This window comes from Pantoea stewartii subsp. stewartii (genome assembly GCF_008801695.1).
In the GTDB taxonomy this organism is placed as follows: Bacteria; Pseudomonadota; Gammaproteobacteria; order Enterobacterales; family Enterobacteriaceae; genus Pantoea; species Pantoea stewartii.
Genome location: NZ_VZPF01000057.1, coordinates 1 through 15,281 on the forward strand (window position 1 = coordinate 1; position 15,281 = coordinate 15,281).

Here is a 15,281-nt window from a genome sequence, read left to right on the forward strand (position 1 = left end):
ACCAATCGATGAGCGGGCACAGCAGAGTGTTCTGGCAACATGACTGACGGTGTCACCACGATGCAGCATCAGCATGGCGGTGAGCCGCCGGGCGTGGTTTTTGTCCTTTGTTTTATGGATAGTTTTCTGCATCAGGCGTCGTTCGGTTCTGGGTATTGGTGCTATGATCGACATTGCTCAGTCCGGCTGGTGATTTGGGATATTCAGCGATTGATCAGATCGCATAAACCGGACTGAGTTCCCTCTAAGTGATCTACTATTCCGAGCAGTTATTTAGATGCGAGACGCTGAACGCGTGCGCCAATATGCGCAGCAATGTCAGACTGGACACGGGGCGGCAGCGCCCGGTCTTGCGTGGTCAACAAATACCAGGTGGGTTTGCTTTTCCATGCCGCTCGCGTCACCTTGTCAGTGAAAGCGCTCGCCGCAACAGGTTGTTGTACCGCAGCCAGTTCGCGCACCCGCGCATCAGGCACGTCGCCGGCCAGCATTTCACCAAACTGTTGGGCATTATCCAGCCAGATCATCCCGTGTTTATCCGGCCTCATTTCCGTCATCGGGGCATGAAGTCGTTGCAACAGCCCGGCAGCAGATTCATTACTGTCGGGCACCAGCGCAGAGAGAAAAACCATGCCCCTTACGCGCGAATCGTTGCCAGCATCAGCCACCACCACACCGCCCCAGGAATGCCCAACCAGCAGCACCGGGCCTTGCTGACGCGCAATGACCGCCTCCGTCGCCTTTACGTTATCCTGCAATGAGGTCAATGGATTCTGAACGGCGGTGACGTGATAACCTTTGTGCTGAAGGCGTGAAATCACCGCCCGCCAGCCTGAGCCGTCAGTAAACGCCCCGTGGACTAAGACGATGTTTTTCACCGTCGCCTGCGCAGCGAGCGGCACATTCAATAACGTCAGCCCCAGCAGCACCGCATGCTTTAATCTTTTCGCCTTACTGCTCTTTCGCCGCATCTCGCCTGTTCCTGTGGTCGTTTTCATGCTGACCATGTTAGATCGGGCGAAAAGAGCGTGTAAGATGGCGAATAAGACAACTAACAGGCAAAACTCGCCATAAGGAGTGACTGGCTATGCGCATAGCGATTGTGGCGCTGGAAGGCAGCCTGCCTTCTGCCGTCAACGGCTTTTGTGACACCTTATGGATTGCGCGCCAGGTGATTGCGTCTCGCCCCGATACTGCGGCGCAACTGACCCGCGCGCCGCTGGAGGCCCAAATCGTAAGTGCTGATGGCCAGCCCGTGCGCGATGCGCAGGGACGATGGCTACATGTCGATGCTGATTTCAGCCAGGCAGAGGCGTCAGATATCGTCCTGGTCGGGGGAATGGCCTTGGGCCGCGATCGGTTTCCGCACCATCCGGAAGCGGTCATACAGGCGGGGACCTGGATAAAAAAAATGTACCATCAGGGTGCCATCGTCGGTGCCGCCTGCGCGGGCTGTCTGGTGCTGGGCGAAGCGGGGCTGCTCAGTCGTCGGCGTTGTACCACCACCTGGTGGCTGTTTCCGACCCTGCGGGAGCGCTATCCGGATGCGCGTCCGGTATGGGGACAAACGCTCGAACAACAGGAAAATATCATTACTACAGGTGGCCCACTCTCGTGGAGCGCGCTCACGTTGCATTTGCTGCACAGGATACTGGGGGCGGACGTGTCCAGACAGGTTGCTGATATGGCCGTTGCCGATGCCCAGCCCGTGTCGCAACGTTTGTATGCGCCGCCCGGGTTTATTAACACTCAGCACCCGTTGCTGATGCGGGCGGAAGAGATTATTCGCTATCAACAGCCAGGCATCACGGCAGAACGGCTGGCCTCTGCGTTACATACCAGCGAACGTACGTTGCACCGTAAAATGAAAATGCTGACCGGCGAAAGTCCTAAGGCGTTTATTACCCGGGTCCGCATTGAAGGTGCCTGTCTTCTCCTGGAAAACCCCACCGTAAGCATCCGTAAGGTGGCCGCCGATTGTGGCTATTCTGACGAAAGCAGCTTTCGCAAAGCGTTTAATCAGGTGATGGCGATGACACCCGCGCGTTATCGACAGTGGATTGCCGCCAGAGCGGCACCCGCAACGCGTTAATCAGCGTAGCGCATGCAGCACTGCCCAGCTGGCGTCTTTGATTTGGCCGTCTTTAGCAAACAGCAACGGTCCGGTGGCCAGCCCATCGCTTGCCTTCGGCGTCGCCGCCGTCCGGTGGGGCGTGTCCCAGACACCCCACGTGAGCACTGCGTCGACACCGGCTTCCAGCACAAGCGAAAGATAGCGATTATAGGTGCTGGCGACCGCCATGGCGCGGCGCGCCATCGGCAGGCGGCTGTCATCAACATCCAGTTCGGTGATATACACGGCCAGGCCCAGCGCTTTCACTTCACGAATAAATGTCGCCAGTCCCGGACCAGACGCGTACTGCGGACCGGCCTTGAGATGAGACTGAATCCCCAGCGCACCAATGGGGATCTGTCTGTCCTGCAAATTGCGCAGCAGCGCCAGCACAGCGTCGCGTTTTCGTTGTGCGTTGTCATGGTCGCTTTCCAGCCCGTAATCGTTATAGCAAATGACGGCGTGAGGATCGGTCTGATGCAGCGCGTCACAGGCGATATCCAGATAACGCGTCCCCAGACGTTGATACCAGAAACTGTTGCGCCATCCGCCAGGCAAACCGTCAGACAGGTTGATAATCTCGTTCGCCACGTCCCAGCTCTGTATCTGTCCCCGATAGCGCCCCGCGACGGTATGAATATGGTCTCTCAACACTTTTTCCAGCAGCGTGGCATCGCGAATCGCCAGCAGCCAGTCCGGCACCGCGCGGTGCCAGCAAAAGGTATGCCCGCGTAGCAGCAGGCCCTGCGCTCTGGCAAAGGCGGCAAGCGTATCCGGGCCAGAAAAATCGTAGCGATTCTGCTCAGGCTGAACGACCACCCACTTCAGCGCGTTTTCCGGAACAATAATACTGGCCTGGCTGGCCACAAACTGCCGGTAATGCGCATCGGACCGCAAACGCTCGGGCCGGACCGCGAACCCAAACAGAAGATGACGCTGCGCAGCTATGCGCTTTAAGGGGGGGAAAGCCGGTTCGGCCGCGAAGACCGGTATCGGCAATGCGGAACCCAGCAACAGTGCCGCGCTGCGTTTTAAGAACCGACGTCGCGGCGTGGATGTGAAGCCAGAGAGATTATGAGGTTTCATCAGTGCCACGTCTCCTGTGACGTTTTTGCCCGATCATCGTGAAGGTCGCATCACACCAGCCCGGTATTCTTATAACCCTAAGCCCTAAGGCCCGTCAGCAACGATTTTGTCCACGTCGGTAAAGCCAGATTTCTGAATGTAAAATCCCTCGCTTTACGGTATCGGGTTTTCTGGCATTCGCGGGGCTGTGTGCATGCACGTTTCAGGACGGGCGCTGCCGTGCCAGCGGTAAAAGTGACCTTTGCTACCTTGTTATGCCGCACTGGCGGACAAACCGAATGAAAAGCTGTCGATTTACCTTTGCTAAGCTGATAAGTACACCTGATACGTTTAATAAAGGAGAATGCTATGACGCAGCCTAAAACCCGCCCCCTCGGCAACAGCGGCCTCTCTGTGCCGCTTCTGACCTTTGGCGGCAATGTCTTTGGCTGGACGGTAGACGAGAAAACCTCGTTTTCTCTGCTCGACGCGCTGGTGGAAAAAGGCCTGTTCTTTATCGATACCGCCGATGTCTATTCACGCTGGGCGCCCGGCAATCAGGGGGGCGAATCCGAAACCATCATCGGCAAATGGCTGAAGAAAAGCGGTAAACGCGACAGGATAGTGCTGGCGACCAAAGTCGGCATCGAAATGTCACCGGAGAAGCAGGGACTGAAACCTGGGTATATTCGCCAGGCCGTCGAGGACTCGCTGCGCCGTCTGCAAACCGACGTGATCGACCTCTATCAGGCGCATCGCGATGATGAAACCACGCCACTGACCGACACGTTAAGCGCCTTTGACGCTCTGATCAAAGCCGGCAAAGTCCGGGCTATTGGGGCCTCCAACTACAGCGCCGCGCGACTGCAGGAGGCGCTGGACATCAGCAAACAGCATGGGCTGGCGCGTTACGAAACCCTGCAGCCGCTCTACAACCTTTACGACCGTGAAGAATATGAAAGCGAGCTGGAGCAGGTAGCGCGTGAGAATCAGCTTGGCGTGATCAACTACTACGCGCTGGCCAGCGGCTTTCTCAGCGGCAAATATAAAAAACCGCAGGATGCCAGCAAGAGCGCGCGCGGTCAGGGTATTATAGATAAGTACCTGAATGAACGCGGTAAACGCATTGTTGAAGCGCTGGAAGACGTGGCGGCGTCACATGATGCGTCAGCCACGCAGGTGGCGCTGGCCTGGCTCATCGCGCGCCCGAGTATTACCTCCCCTATCGTCAGCGCGACCTCCTTGTCGCAGCTTGATGAACTGGTCAAAGCCACCGAGTTGACGCTGAGCAAGCAAGAAATTGAAGAGCTGTCCCAGGCCAGTAAGCCATAAAACCTCCGGGGATGCCGCGGCATCCCTTTTACTTTGCCTCGCAATAAATGCCTTTTTAGCTATAAAAATATTCATTCAGCGATAACTGTCACAATTGCGTTAATTCCTTACCACTTTGCAGTTACATACGCACAGATTTGCAAAAATTGACATTTAGTCAGCATTATTCTCTGCCCTGTCTTTTCCTGTCATTTCATAAAGAATAACGCTGATGAATACAAAAAAAGCAGTGCAGTTTATGCCTCGCCTGGCCGCGGGCAGCCTGATGTTTGCGATGCTGAGCGCCTCCGCGCTGGCCGCCGATGCCTTTAGCTATGACTCACCTTACCTGTTTGGCGACTGGGGCGGTAACCGAACGCAGTTAGAAAACGACGGCATTAAGTTAGATGTTAACTACACCATGGAAAGTGCCGCCAATCTGGGTGGCGGAGCTGACAGCCATACCTCGATGCGCTACAGCGACCAGTGGGCGTTTGGTGCCAATTTCGATCTGCAAAAACTCCTCGACTGGCAGGATACGCAGTTCCAGGTCACCATTACCGATCGCAATGGCCGCAACATCTCCGATCAGGTGGCCGATCGCCGCACCGGGATGCTTTCTTCCACCCAGGAGGTGTACGGTCGTGGCCAGACGTGGCGCCTGACGCAGTTCTGGTTAAGCAAAGGCCTGTTCGATAACACGGTCAATCTGAAAGCCGGACGCGTTACCGTCGGCGAAGACTTCGATAACTTCGACAGCAAGTTCCAGAACCTGGCGTTTGGCAGCGGCCAGGCCGGTAACTGGCGCGGCGATCGCTGGTTTAACTGGCCGGTTTCGCAGTGGGGCGGCAGACTAAAAGTCAACGTTACGCCAGAGGTGTTTTTCCAGGTCGGTTTCTACAATCAAAACCGTGCGAATTACGACCGTGGCGATGGTTTCCGGCTGGATACCAGCAACTCAGAGGGGAATCTGGTGCCGGTCGAGTTAGGCTGGAAACCGACGTTAGGCCCCGACAAGTTGCCGGGTAACTATCGTATCGGCTATTACTACTCGTCCGCAAATGGCGACAACTATGGCAGCTGGCGTGACGGCGCTTACCAGCGCAAAAATCATGCTTACGGCGGCTATGTCCTCTTGCAGCAGCAGTTGACGGCGCAGGGCGGCGATGCCAGCCGGGGTCTGGGCGTGACGGTTCAGGCGGTGATGAACGACCATAAAACCTCGAAAACCGATAACTATCAGTCCGTCAGCTTCACCTGGAAAGGACCGTTCGATGCCCGTCCGCAGGATGAGATTGGCATCGGCGCGGCGCGTATTCACGTCAACAGCGCCTACACGCGTTCGCTGCGTGAACAGAACGACGCCAGCGGGCAGACCGATTTTAACAGCCCGACCTATCTGCCTGTTCAGGACGGTTCGGAGTACAACTACGAAATCTATTACAACGCGCAGCTGACCAAATGGCTGCAACTGCGTCCTAACCTGCAATACGTTGTTGCGCCGGGTGCCGTTAGCGACGTGAAAGATGCCTTTGTCGGCGGAATCAGCGCTAACGTGAATTTCTGATCCGCCCTTCAGACCTGCCCGCAGGGCAGGTCTGCTTTCCCGCCTGGCCTGACGCTTTCATCCCGTACCTGCTCTGTTGATTCGCCTCAGTTTTCCGCAATTTTTTGCAAGCCCTGCCCCACTTCACGCGGTATAACCTCATCCATGTCTTACCACTGCGCATAACGGAAAAACCATGAAAACCTATATCAGCAAAGCGTTCTCAGCCGACCGGGCCTGGGGTGCACTCGACATCGCTAACTTTGATGGCACAACCGTACGGCTTCACTGGACGGATCAACCCTACAAGTGGCACATCAATGACGGTCAGGAAGTTTTTGCGGTGATGGATGGCTGTGTAGAGATGCACTACAAGGAAAACGGAGACATCAGGACAGTGCGCTTGCAGACAGGGGATATTTTTTATGCCAGCGTGGGCACGGAACATGTTGCCCATCCACAGGGCGAAGCGCGCGTACTGGTGATCGAGAAAGCGGGATCGGTCTGACCCCAACCGGCCCTGAGGCACGATGGCTGGCGCACATTTTCCGCGTATACTGAGGCGCAAACACAGCCTTGACGGAGGTTTCGCCTGATGACACCGTTGCCGCCGCTTGCACATCTGGGTCCGCGCATTTGTATCATGGGCCCCTCAAACAGCGGTAAATCTACCCTGGCCGTGGCGATTGCGGAAAAGCAGTCGCTGCCCGTTATTCATCTCGATCAGCTTTATCACCAGCCCAATACCGACTGGCAGCCCAGAGAGCACGCCGTGTTTTTACAGCTTCACCGCGAGGCAATAAGTGCAGAACGCTGGGTTATCGAAGGCAATTATACGCGCTGCCTGCCCGAAAGACTGGCGCGCGCAACAGGCTATATCCTGCTGGATCTCGCGATGCCTGTCAGTTTACTGCGTTATATCCGGCGCTGCTGTGCCACCACGCCGCGTGCCGGGGCGCTGCAAGGCAGCACCGATCACATCAATCTCGCCATGCTCAGGCATATCACCTGGGTGACGCCGGGCAATCGCCGTCGCTATCACCTCCTGTATCAGGGACTTAGCCTGCCCAGGTGCCGTCTGGTAGGTGAAAAAGCGATAAACCGCGCCTGGCAGGAGTGGTATCTGACGCCCCGTCCTGCGACAGGGATCTTACCCGGCAAAACAGGGCGGTAGCCTTTCCTGCCTGTCTTTTGTATTGTCATGATCCTTACTGGCTCACTCCGGGATCGCAGAATGCACATCACGCTCGCGCAGGATGACCACATTCCCACCCTGCAACAGATTTATGCTCACCATGTTGTGCATGGCACGGGCAGTTTTGAACTGGATCCGCCTGATGAAGCCGAACTCGCCAGCCGGTTAGAAAAAATCCGTGCCGCCGGGCTGCCCTGGTTTGTGGTCATCGAAGACGGCCAGGTTTGCGGTTACTGTTATCTGGGCTTTTATCGTCCGCGCCCGGCTTATCGTTTTACCCTGGAAGATTCCCTTTACATCCATCCGGCTTTTCAGGGGAAAGGTGTGGGTAAACGCCTGCTGGCGCACGCGATTGACTGGGCAGAAAGCCGGGGCTTTCGTCAGATGGTCGGGAATGTGGGCGACAGCGCCAACGCGGCCTCCATCGCTCTGCACCGATCGGCGGGCTTCACCGTGGCCGGTACGTTAACCTCCGTAGGCTACAAACACGGGCGCTGGCTGGACACGGTATTGATGCAGCGGACACTTGGCGCGGGCGACAGTATCCCGCCTGAAAACGGATAACGCAGGATGCGTGCCAGGCGGGCCGCTGCCCAGGGCTCAGGCGGAAGCGCCCAGCTCGTGTGAGATCGCCTGGGCGGTCGCTACCACCTTCGCCATCAGGTTTTTTGCCCCAATCTGTTGCAGCTTGGCCGTCGGCAGCGAGACCGACACCGCATAGGGAACGCGCTGCTGAATATCAAATACCGGCGCGGCGATACAGGTCACGCCCAGTTCGTTCTCTTCGCGATCCATCGCGGTGCGCTGCTGCAGAATATCTCTCAGTTCCTGCTGCATCTCGGGCAAGGTGGTGATGGTGTTTTTTGTCAGTTGCTCAATGCTGTCCTGATGGCTTTGCCAGTAGTGCAGCAGGTACTCTTCACTGCCCCAGGCCAGAAAAATTTTGCCCATCGCCGAGCAATAGAGCGGCATATGCTGCCCGATGTAGGCGCGTGTGCGCATCATGCCGGTGGTAGGTTCCAGTTTATTGATCAATACAACATGATCGTCTTCACGGCTGGAAAAGTTAACCGTTTCGCCCACGTCCAGGTTGAGCTTTTCCAGATGCGGTCCGGCTACGTGGATGATATTGAGCGATGACAGCGCTTTCTGGCCGACCGAAATAAATTTGGTCGTCAGGCGATAGCTGCCAGGCGACGGGGCCTGGGTGACATAGCCACTGCTGTGCAGCCCTTGTAACAGGCGGTGGACGGTGCTTTTATTCATGCCGGACAGCTCAGCGAGATGGGCCAGCGGGCAACCGTTCGGGAAATTGCTCAGTAACTCAATCAACTGAAGGCCACGAAACAGACTCTGTGTTCCCAACGGCTTGTCGTTTTTATTTTCCTTTGCTTTATCCACTTTACCCACCATCCGCCGATCCTCTCCGTTTCTGACTTCCTGAGCGCACTATCGCATGATGTTAACTCATGGCATAACAACTGGGAATCTTTCGCTTTTTAGTGTGGCCTGGCGATCGCATGCCGCCTGGCAGGAATTGCGCTGTTCATCACAATTTCAAAACAATATTTTAACCCTATGTTTCTACTGAGGAAATAGTCGCCTCGCTTCTTTGCTTTTCCGCATTTTCAGGGATAGTATTTTTTGGAATAGTATTTCACATGTTGAAATCAGCAAGAACGCGTCACCAAGCTTGCTGCCACTACTCACCAGGCGTCACGGGAGGCTGGAATGCAAACGAACCCGGATAAACCGGTCCTGACACTAAGCCATATCACCAAACGTTTCGGGGGGAACCCTGCCGTCAATGACGTAAGCCTGGATGTCTTTCCGGGCGAAGTGGTCGCGCTGTTAGGTGAAAACGGTGCGGGTAAATCGACTCTGATTAAGGTACTGGCCGGCGTTTATACCAGCGACGAAGGCCAGATAACCTTTAATGGCAACCCCATCCCCTCAGCGGCCGCGCTAAAAACCGCCACCAGCCAGCCTGTCGCCTTTATTCATCAGGATCTGGGGCTGATCGAGTGGATGACGGTGGCGGAAAATATGGCGCTGATCATGGGCTTCAACCGTCGCCTGGGCCTGATTAACTGGCGGGCCGTGCGTGAACGGGCACGTTTAGCGCTGGAAGACGTCGGTATTCAGCTCGATCCCGATGCCCGCGTATTTGAACTGTCACGCACGGAGAAATCGCTGCTGGCCATTGCCCGCGCGGTGGCCGTCAACGCGCAAGTACTGGTACTGGACGAACCGACCGCCTCGTTACCCGCCAATGACGTACGGCATCTGTTTAGCGTGATAGAACGCCTGAAAAGTCGCAACGTCGGCATGATTTACGTGACTCACCGTCTGGATGAGGTGATTGAAATTGCCGATCGCATTTGTGTGATGCGGGACGGTAAACGCGTCGCAGAGGGCAACACGGCAGACTACAGGTTGCACGATCTGGTTGAAATGATTGTCGGCGAAGCGCTGGAAAGCAATCAGCGCCTTGTGCTGCCTGAGGGACGTCCGCCCGTACTGTCACTTAATCAGCTCTGCATCGATGAAGTGGGCCCGGTCTCGTTCAGTCTGCAACCCGGCGAGATGCTGGCGCTGGCCGGCCTGCGTGGTGCCGGTCAGGAGGAGATTGGCCGGATGCTGTTTGGCCTGAAACAGGCTACCCAGGGCCAGGTCATTTTTCGCGACAAGCCCTGCCATTCCCGATCGCCTCGCGAGGCTATGGCGGCAGGCATCTCGTTTGTGGCAGGCGATCGCACCGGTGAAAGTCTGGTTATGTCGATGAGCGTGCGTGAAAACCTGTTTCTCAACCCCTGCGCGAGCGGGCACCGGGTGATGTCCCATTATGGTCGCCGCGCGGAGGTGGGTGCCAGCTGGTGGAAAGTGCAGCTTTTCGACGTGCGCCCTAAAAACGTGGATCTGGATATCAGCGCCCTGTCCGGTGGCAACCAGCAAAAAGTGGTGATGGCCCGCTGGATGCACCTCAATGCCCCGTTGCTGATTCTTGAAGATCCCACTGCGGGCGTCGACGTGGGCGCGCGCGAAGAAATTTATCACCTGCTCAACAAAGCGCTGGCAGACGGCGTGGCAGTGCTGGTGATCTCGAATGACCTGGAGGAAATCGCGCATATCTGTAACCGCGCGCTGGTGTTTAACCGGGGCCAGGTAGTGGGTGAACTGAAAAACGAACAGGTCACTTTTGCTAATTTACTGGAGCTGGCCTCAGCCAGCTCTGCTGCCCCCTTCGCTACCGTCTGAAAAGGCAGTCAGGAGAAACGCTATGTCTAAAACCTCGGTGAAATCTACTGCACTTGAACAACGGGTCAGCCTTGCTCAGCATGGTTTTGCGCCGTGGTCGATGCAGGTCGTCACCCGCTACGGATTACTGTTGTTATGTGTGCTGCTGGCGTTACTGTTTTCGGTACTGTCCCCGACTTTCGCATCCCTGCTCACCGTGCAGGCCATTCTGTCCAGTAAGGCCAAAATCGCCCTGCTGGCGCTGGCCGCCACCTTGCCGATGATTGTGGGCAAAATCGACCTGAATGTCGGTTTCGGGATCGTGCTGTGGCACATCCTGGCCATTACGCTTCAGGTGGAATACGGCTTTTCCTGGCAGATGGCGGTGCTGACAGTGCTGGTCTTGTCGGCGCTGTATGGCCTGCTGAACGGCATTCTGGTGGCGCTGGCGGATATCGACAGCTTCGTCGCCACGCTCGGTTCCGGCACGGTGCTGTATGCCATTGCGTTGTGGCACTCCGGCGGTCGCCAAATTGTTGGTGACTTACCGGATGCCTTTAGTGCGCTGCACAGTACCGAAGTGTTTGGCATTCCGATTGGTGCCTTCTATGTGCTGGGCCTGGCGCTGGTATTGTGGCTGATCACTGAGCACACGCCACTGGGAAGGTGCATGTATGCCGTGGGCGGTAACCCCGTCGCCGCGCGCCTCAACGGTATTGCCGTGAATAAATACGTGATCGGCGCGTTTATCGCCTCCAGTGTGATCACCGGCTTCAGTGGGGTGCTGATTGCGGCGGAACAGGGCGTCGGCCAGGCCAGCGTCGGGATGGATTACCTGCTGCCTGCGCTGGTCGGGGCTTTTCTGGGCAGTACCACCATTCGTCCGGGACGGGTAAACGTCTGGGGCACCGTGGTCGGCATCGCTATCCTGGCTATCGGGATTGCCGGTATTCAGCAGTTTGGCGGCGCGTTCTGGGTGGAACCGCTGTTTAACGGTGCCACGTTGCTGCTGTCGATTACGCTGGCCGGCTACGCTCAGCGCCGCCGTATGTTGAATCAAAAAGCCGTCGTGCGCAGTCAGAGCACGCCGGCGACCACACCTGACTCACAGCAAAAAACCATCACACCAGGGAACTCATTATGAAAAATCCGGTATTTTGTCTTTCTCTCATCGCCATGCTGGTCGCCACCTTACCAGCCCATGCAGACAGCTATCTCGATCAGGCGACAGCGGCCGTGACCAAAGCGACGGCCAGCGCCACGACCTGGGACGGTCCGAAGACCGGGCCAAAGCTACAGCCTAAAAAGAAACTGATCTTTATCGCCTCGGATATGAAAAACGGCGGTGTGCAGGGCGTTCAGCAAGGCCTGAGCGAAGCGGCGAAAGTGGCTGGCTGGACGCTGGATACGCTGGACGGCGCAGGCTCTGTCAAAGATCAACTGGCGGCGCTGAATCAGGCGATTGCCCAGCGCCCTGACGGTATCGTTATCGGCGGCTGGAACCCGAACGTCGCCAAAATGCCGCTGAAAAAAGCCCTGCAGCAAAAAATCGTGCTGATGGCCTGGCACGCAGAGCCTCAACCGGGCCCGATTAAGCAGTACGGGATCACCGATAACATTACGTCCGATTCTAATGAGGTTGCCCGTCTGGCGGCGCAGTACGCCATTGTGAAGTCAGGCGGCAAAGCGCAGGTGATTATCTTCACCGACTCGCTGTACAAAATCGCGCTGGATAAAGCCAATGCGATGAAGCAGGAAATTGAGAAGTGCAGCGAGTGTAAAGTCATCGACTTTATTGACACGCCGCTGGCCGATACCTCTAACCGTATGCCGTCGCTGACCTTTAGCCTGTTACAGAAGTACGGTGACCGCTGGCAGTACTCGCTGGCGATTAATGACCTTTATTTTGACTTTATGGCACCCGCGCTGAAAACCGCAGGGAAAGGCGGCAAAAACGCGCCATATAACATCTCGGCAGGCGACGGCTCGGTGTCGGCCTTCCAGCGCATTCGCAATGGTGAAAGCCAGGTCGCGACCGTCGCTGAACCGCTGAAACTGCATGGCTGGCAACTGCTGGATGAGTTCAACCGCGCCTTCGCCGGACAGCCCCCGTCAGGCTATGTCACGCCTGCGCACCTGATTACACCGGAAAATATCAGCCGGGATGGCGGACCGCAGAACCACTACGATCCGGAAAACGGCTATCAGGACCATTACAAAGCTATCTGGGGCGTGAAGTAACGGAGGCCAGCATCATGCAGGTAGAAAAACTGTGCTCCCCTGCCACCTGGGCCGAAGGCCCAGTCTGGTTACCGGCGCTGGATGGGGTGGTATTTAGCGATGTCAAAGGCAACCGTATGTACTGCTGGCAGCGCAATGGCGAGCTGAGTATCTGGCGTCATCATTCTCATTATGCCAATGGCAATGCCCGCGACCATCAGGGACGCGTGGTCAGTTGCGAACACGGTCGCCGGGCTATCAGCCGGACAGAAACAGACGGTACGGTGAACGTGCTGGTGGATAAAGTCGAGGGCAAGCGGTTTAACTCGCCCAACGATCTGGCAATCCGCTCCGACGGCACCATCTGGTTTACCGATCCGCCTTACGGGATCGTCAGCGATCATGAGGGTTACCTGGCTCCCAGCCAGGTGATCGGCTGCTATCTCTACTGTTTTGATCCGGAAAGCGGGCAGCTCAGTATTGCCGCCAGCGATCTGCAGCGGCCAAACGGGCTGGCGTTCTCGCCTGATGAAAGCGTGCTGTACGTGGCGGACATGTCGGTGGTGGATTTCCCGACGCTCGGCCGCCATGAGTTGCGCACCTATAAAGTGGATGGTCGCACGTTGTCTGCAGGGCAATTTTTTGCCGATGTCTCACCCGGTTTCCCGGACGGATTTTGTGTGGATGCCAACGGCGATATTTACTGTAGCTGCGCTGACGGCGTGATTATTTTCGACAGCAGCGGAAACCGTAAGGGCAAAATTCCGATTCCTGAAACGGTATCCAACTGCACCTTTGGCGGACCGAATAATGATGAACTTTATATCACAGCCAACACTTCACTCTACCGGGTAACGCTACGCTAACGCCCCTGCACAGGCAGGGCGAAAAGCAGAGCAAATCAGGTCAGCTGTCTCTCAGCTGACTGGCCTGACTGTGGCCGGAATCGGGCAAAAAAGCTCAAGATCACAGAAGTCAAAATTAATTATATCCTATTGATTTAAATGAAATAATTTTTGATTCATTTCTTTGACTCGCTGCATTTTTCCCCATAGCATTTAGTTGAAATGACATTCCACATTATGAAATAAGACGCGGGGAGTATCAGTCAGATGAGAATCAGCTATCAGCAGTTGTATCAGGAGTTTCTTCGCGTACTCCTCAGCCGCAACGTGCCGCAGGCCAAAGCCGAGGCCTGCGCGCACATGTTTACTGAAACCAGTCTTAACGGCGTCTATTCCCATGGCGTTAACCGCTTCCCGCGTTTTATTCAGCAACTGGATGCCGGCCACATTATTCCCGATGCGGATGCGCAAAAAGTCCTGTCGCTGGGTGCGATTGAGCAGTGGGATGCGCAACGCGCCATCGGCAATATCACCGCCCATAGCATGATGGAGCGCGCGATGGCGCTGGCCACGGAACACGGCATTGGGCTGGTGGCCTTACGCAATGCTAATCACTGGATGCGCGGTGGCAGTTATGGCTGGCAGGCGGCGGAAAAGGGCTTTGTCGGCATCTGCTGGACCAACTCCATTGCCGTAATGCCGCCCTGGGGCGCAAAAAGCTGCGCGATCGGCACCAATCCGCTGATTATCGCGGTACCGGGCGAGCCGGTTACGATGGTGGATATGTCCATGTCGATGTTCTCCTACGGCATGCTGGAAGTGAATCGCCTGGCGGGGAAAAGCCTGCCGGTCGATGGCGGCTTTGATGATGAGGGCAACTACACCCGCGATCCGGCCACGCTGGAAAAAAACCGCCGCATTTTACCAATGGGTTACTGGAAAGGCTCAGCGCTGTCTGTAGTGCTGGATATGCTGGCCACCCTGCTCTCCAACGGCGCCTCCGTGACTGAAGTCACTCACGACAACGGCGATGAATTTGGCATTTCTCAGGTATTTATCGCCATCGACGTCGATCGGCTCATTCCGGGCGAAACCCGCCAGCAAAAACTCGATCGTATTCGCGCATCCATTACCGGTGCGGAACCGGCTGACAGCACACAGGCGATTCGCCTGCCGGGTGACAAATTCCCGCCACTGCGTGAAGAAAACGAACGCCTGGGTATTCCGGTTGATGAGCGCGTCTGGGCGCGCATTCAGGCGCTACAGGAGAAGGCATCATGATTACCGGACACCTTGCCAATACCGATCCCCGTCACTATCCCGCCGCGATTGCTCATGCTCTGGCCTACCTCGCCGGTCATGATCTGGCAAACATGGCCGCCGGCCGTTATCAGGACGAAGAAACCGGCTGGGTCGTACAGGTGTTAGATCTGCACACGGTTCCCGCCGCAGAGAATTACCCGGAGGCGCACCGCTATCACATCGACGTGCAGTATCTGGTGGCAGGCGAAGAAGTGATCGGCGTCGCCACACAACCGCTGGATCTGGCGGTGCATCAGCCTTACGACAGCGAACGCGACATCGTTTTTTATCAACATGCCCCCGATGAAACCCAGGTACGGATGCTGCCCGGCACGTTCGCCGTATTTTTTCCTCAGGATATTCATCGTCCTAACTGCGCGGTCAGTCAGCCCGGTCCGATCCGCAAAGTCGTGGTGAAGATCCCCACGCGCGATCTGGTGTAAGGCA

Annotated in this window: 15 protein-coding genes and 1 pseudogene; 12 read left to right on the forward strand and 4 right to left on the reverse strand. The window is 56.5% G+C overall.

The window, feature by feature from the left end:
- Positions 1–174: pseudogene (locus F7Q90_RS16705) on the reverse strand (IS630 family transposase); the annotation flags it as partial.
- Between the two features lie 95 nt (positions 175–269).
- Positions 270–971: an alpha/beta hydrolase gene (locus F7Q90_RS16710; RefSeq protein WP_006121610.1), complete on the reverse strand. Its 702-nt coding sequence runs from the start codon at positions 969–971 to the stop codon at positions 270–272.
- Between the two features lie 116 nt (positions 972–1,087).
- Here F7Q90_RS16710 and F7Q90_RS16715 point away from each other — a divergent pair, with 116 nt between their 5' ends.
- Positions 1,088–2,092, forward strand: a complete 1,005-nt coding sequence (locus tag F7Q90_RS16715; protein ID WP_006121613.1) for a GlxA family transcriptional regulator — start codon at positions 1,088–1,090, stop codon at positions 2,090–2,092.
- Here F7Q90_RS16715 and F7Q90_RS16720 read toward each other — a convergent pair whose 3' ends face one another.
- A complete protein-coding gene (locus F7Q90_RS16720) occupies positions 2,093–3,199 on the reverse strand; it encodes an endo-1,4-beta-xylanase (protein WP_044242902.1) in 1,107 nt (368 codons plus the stop codon).
- A 348-nt stretch (positions 3,200–3,547) separates the two neighbouring features.
- Here F7Q90_RS16720 and F7Q90_RS16725 point away from each other — a divergent pair, with 348 nt between their 5' ends.
- The 5 genes from F7Q90_RS16725 (at position 3,548) to F7Q90_RS16745 (ending at position 7,794) form a co-directional block, all read left to right on the forward strand.
- Positions 3,548–4,510 carry an aldo/keto reductase gene (locus F7Q90_RS16725; protein ID WP_006121615.1) on the forward strand — a complete coding sequence of 321 codons (963 nt, stop codon included), beginning with the start codon at positions 3,548–3,550 and terminating at the stop codon, positions 4,508–4,510.
- A 211-nt stretch (positions 4,511–4,721) separates the two neighbouring features.
- Positions 4,722–6,056, forward strand: coding sequence for a carbohydrate porin (locus F7Q90_RS16730; protein WP_033739112.1), 1,335 nt, complete (start codon positions 4,722–4,724; stop codon positions 6,054–6,056).
- 175 nt (positions 6,057–6,231) lie between these two features.
- Positions 6,232–6,543 carry a cupin domain-containing protein gene (locus F7Q90_RS16735; protein ID WP_006121617.1) on the forward strand — a complete coding sequence of 104 codons (312 nt, stop codon included), beginning with the start codon at positions 6,232–6,234 and terminating at the stop codon, positions 6,541–6,543.
- 87 nt (positions 6,544–6,630) lie between these two features.
- The gene (locus tag F7Q90_RS16740) at positions 6,631–7,209 is read left to right on the forward strand and encodes a P-loop NTPase family protein (protein ID WP_006121618.1); all 579 of its coding nucleotides are present in this window, start codon (positions 6,631–6,633) and stop codon (positions 7,207–7,209) included.
- A gap of 60 nt (positions 7,210–7,269) precedes the next feature.
- Complete coding sequence (locus tag F7Q90_RS16745) at positions 7,270–7,794, forward strand: GNAT family N-acetyltransferase (protein ID WP_006121619.1); 525 nt, start codon at positions 7,270–7,272, stop codon at positions 7,792–7,794.
- 36 nt (positions 7,795–7,830) lie between these two features.
- Here F7Q90_RS16745 and F7Q90_RS16750 read toward each other — a convergent pair whose 3' ends face one another.
- The gene (locus F7Q90_RS16750) at positions 7,831–8,643 is read right to left on the reverse strand and encodes an IclR family transcriptional regulator (RefSeq protein ID WP_006121620.1); all 813 of its coding nucleotides are present in this window, start codon (positions 8,641–8,643) and stop codon (positions 7,831–7,833) included.
- A 318-nt stretch (positions 8,644–8,961) separates the two neighbouring features.
- On the opposite strand from F7Q90_RS16750, the gene F7Q90_RS16755 reads away from it, so the two are divergent.
- The 6 genes from F7Q90_RS16755 (at position 8,962) to F7Q90_RS16780 (ending at position 15,277) form a co-directional block, all read left to right on the forward strand.
- Positions 8,962–10,488, forward strand: coding sequence for a sugar ABC transporter ATP-binding protein (locus F7Q90_RS16755; RefSeq protein ID WP_006121621.1), 1,527 nt, complete (start codon positions 8,962–8,964; stop codon positions 10,486–10,488).
- A gap of 22 nt (positions 10,489–10,510) precedes the next feature.
- Positions 10,511–11,611 (forward strand): ABC transporter permease, encoded by a 1,101-nt coding sequence (locus F7Q90_RS16760; RefSeq protein ID WP_006121622.1) that lies wholly within the window; start codon positions 10,511–10,513, stop codon positions 11,609–11,611.
- Positions 11,608–12,708 carry an ABC transporter substrate-binding protein gene (locus F7Q90_RS16765; RefSeq protein WP_006121623.1) on the forward strand — a complete coding sequence of 367 codons (1,101 nt, stop codon included), beginning with the start codon at positions 11,608–11,610 and terminating at the stop codon, positions 12,706–12,708. Before F7Q90_RS16760 ends, F7Q90_RS16765 begins: the two co-directional genes overlap by 4 nt.
- 14 nt (positions 12,709–12,722) lie before the next feature.
- Positions 12,723–13,553 carry an SMP-30/gluconolactonase/LRE family protein gene (locus F7Q90_RS16770; RefSeq protein ID WP_006121624.1) on the forward strand — a complete coding sequence of 277 codons (831 nt, stop codon included), beginning with the start codon at positions 12,723–12,725 and terminating at the stop codon, positions 13,551–13,553.
- 246 nt (positions 13,554–13,799) lie between these two features.
- Positions 13,800–14,813: a 3-dehydro-L-gulonate 2-dehydrogenase gene (gene yiaK, locus F7Q90_RS16775; protein ID WP_006121625.1), complete on the forward strand. Its 1,014-nt coding sequence runs from the start codon at positions 13,800–13,802 to the stop codon at positions 14,811–14,813.
- On the forward strand, positions 14,810–15,277 hold the full coding sequence (locus F7Q90_RS16780) for a YhcH/YjgK/YiaL family protein (protein WP_006121626.1): 468 nt from the start codon (positions 14,810–14,812) through the stop codon (positions 15,275–15,277). Before yiaK ends, F7Q90_RS16780 begins: the two co-directional genes overlap by 4 nt.
- Positions 15,278–15,281 lie beyond the last annotated feature (4 nt).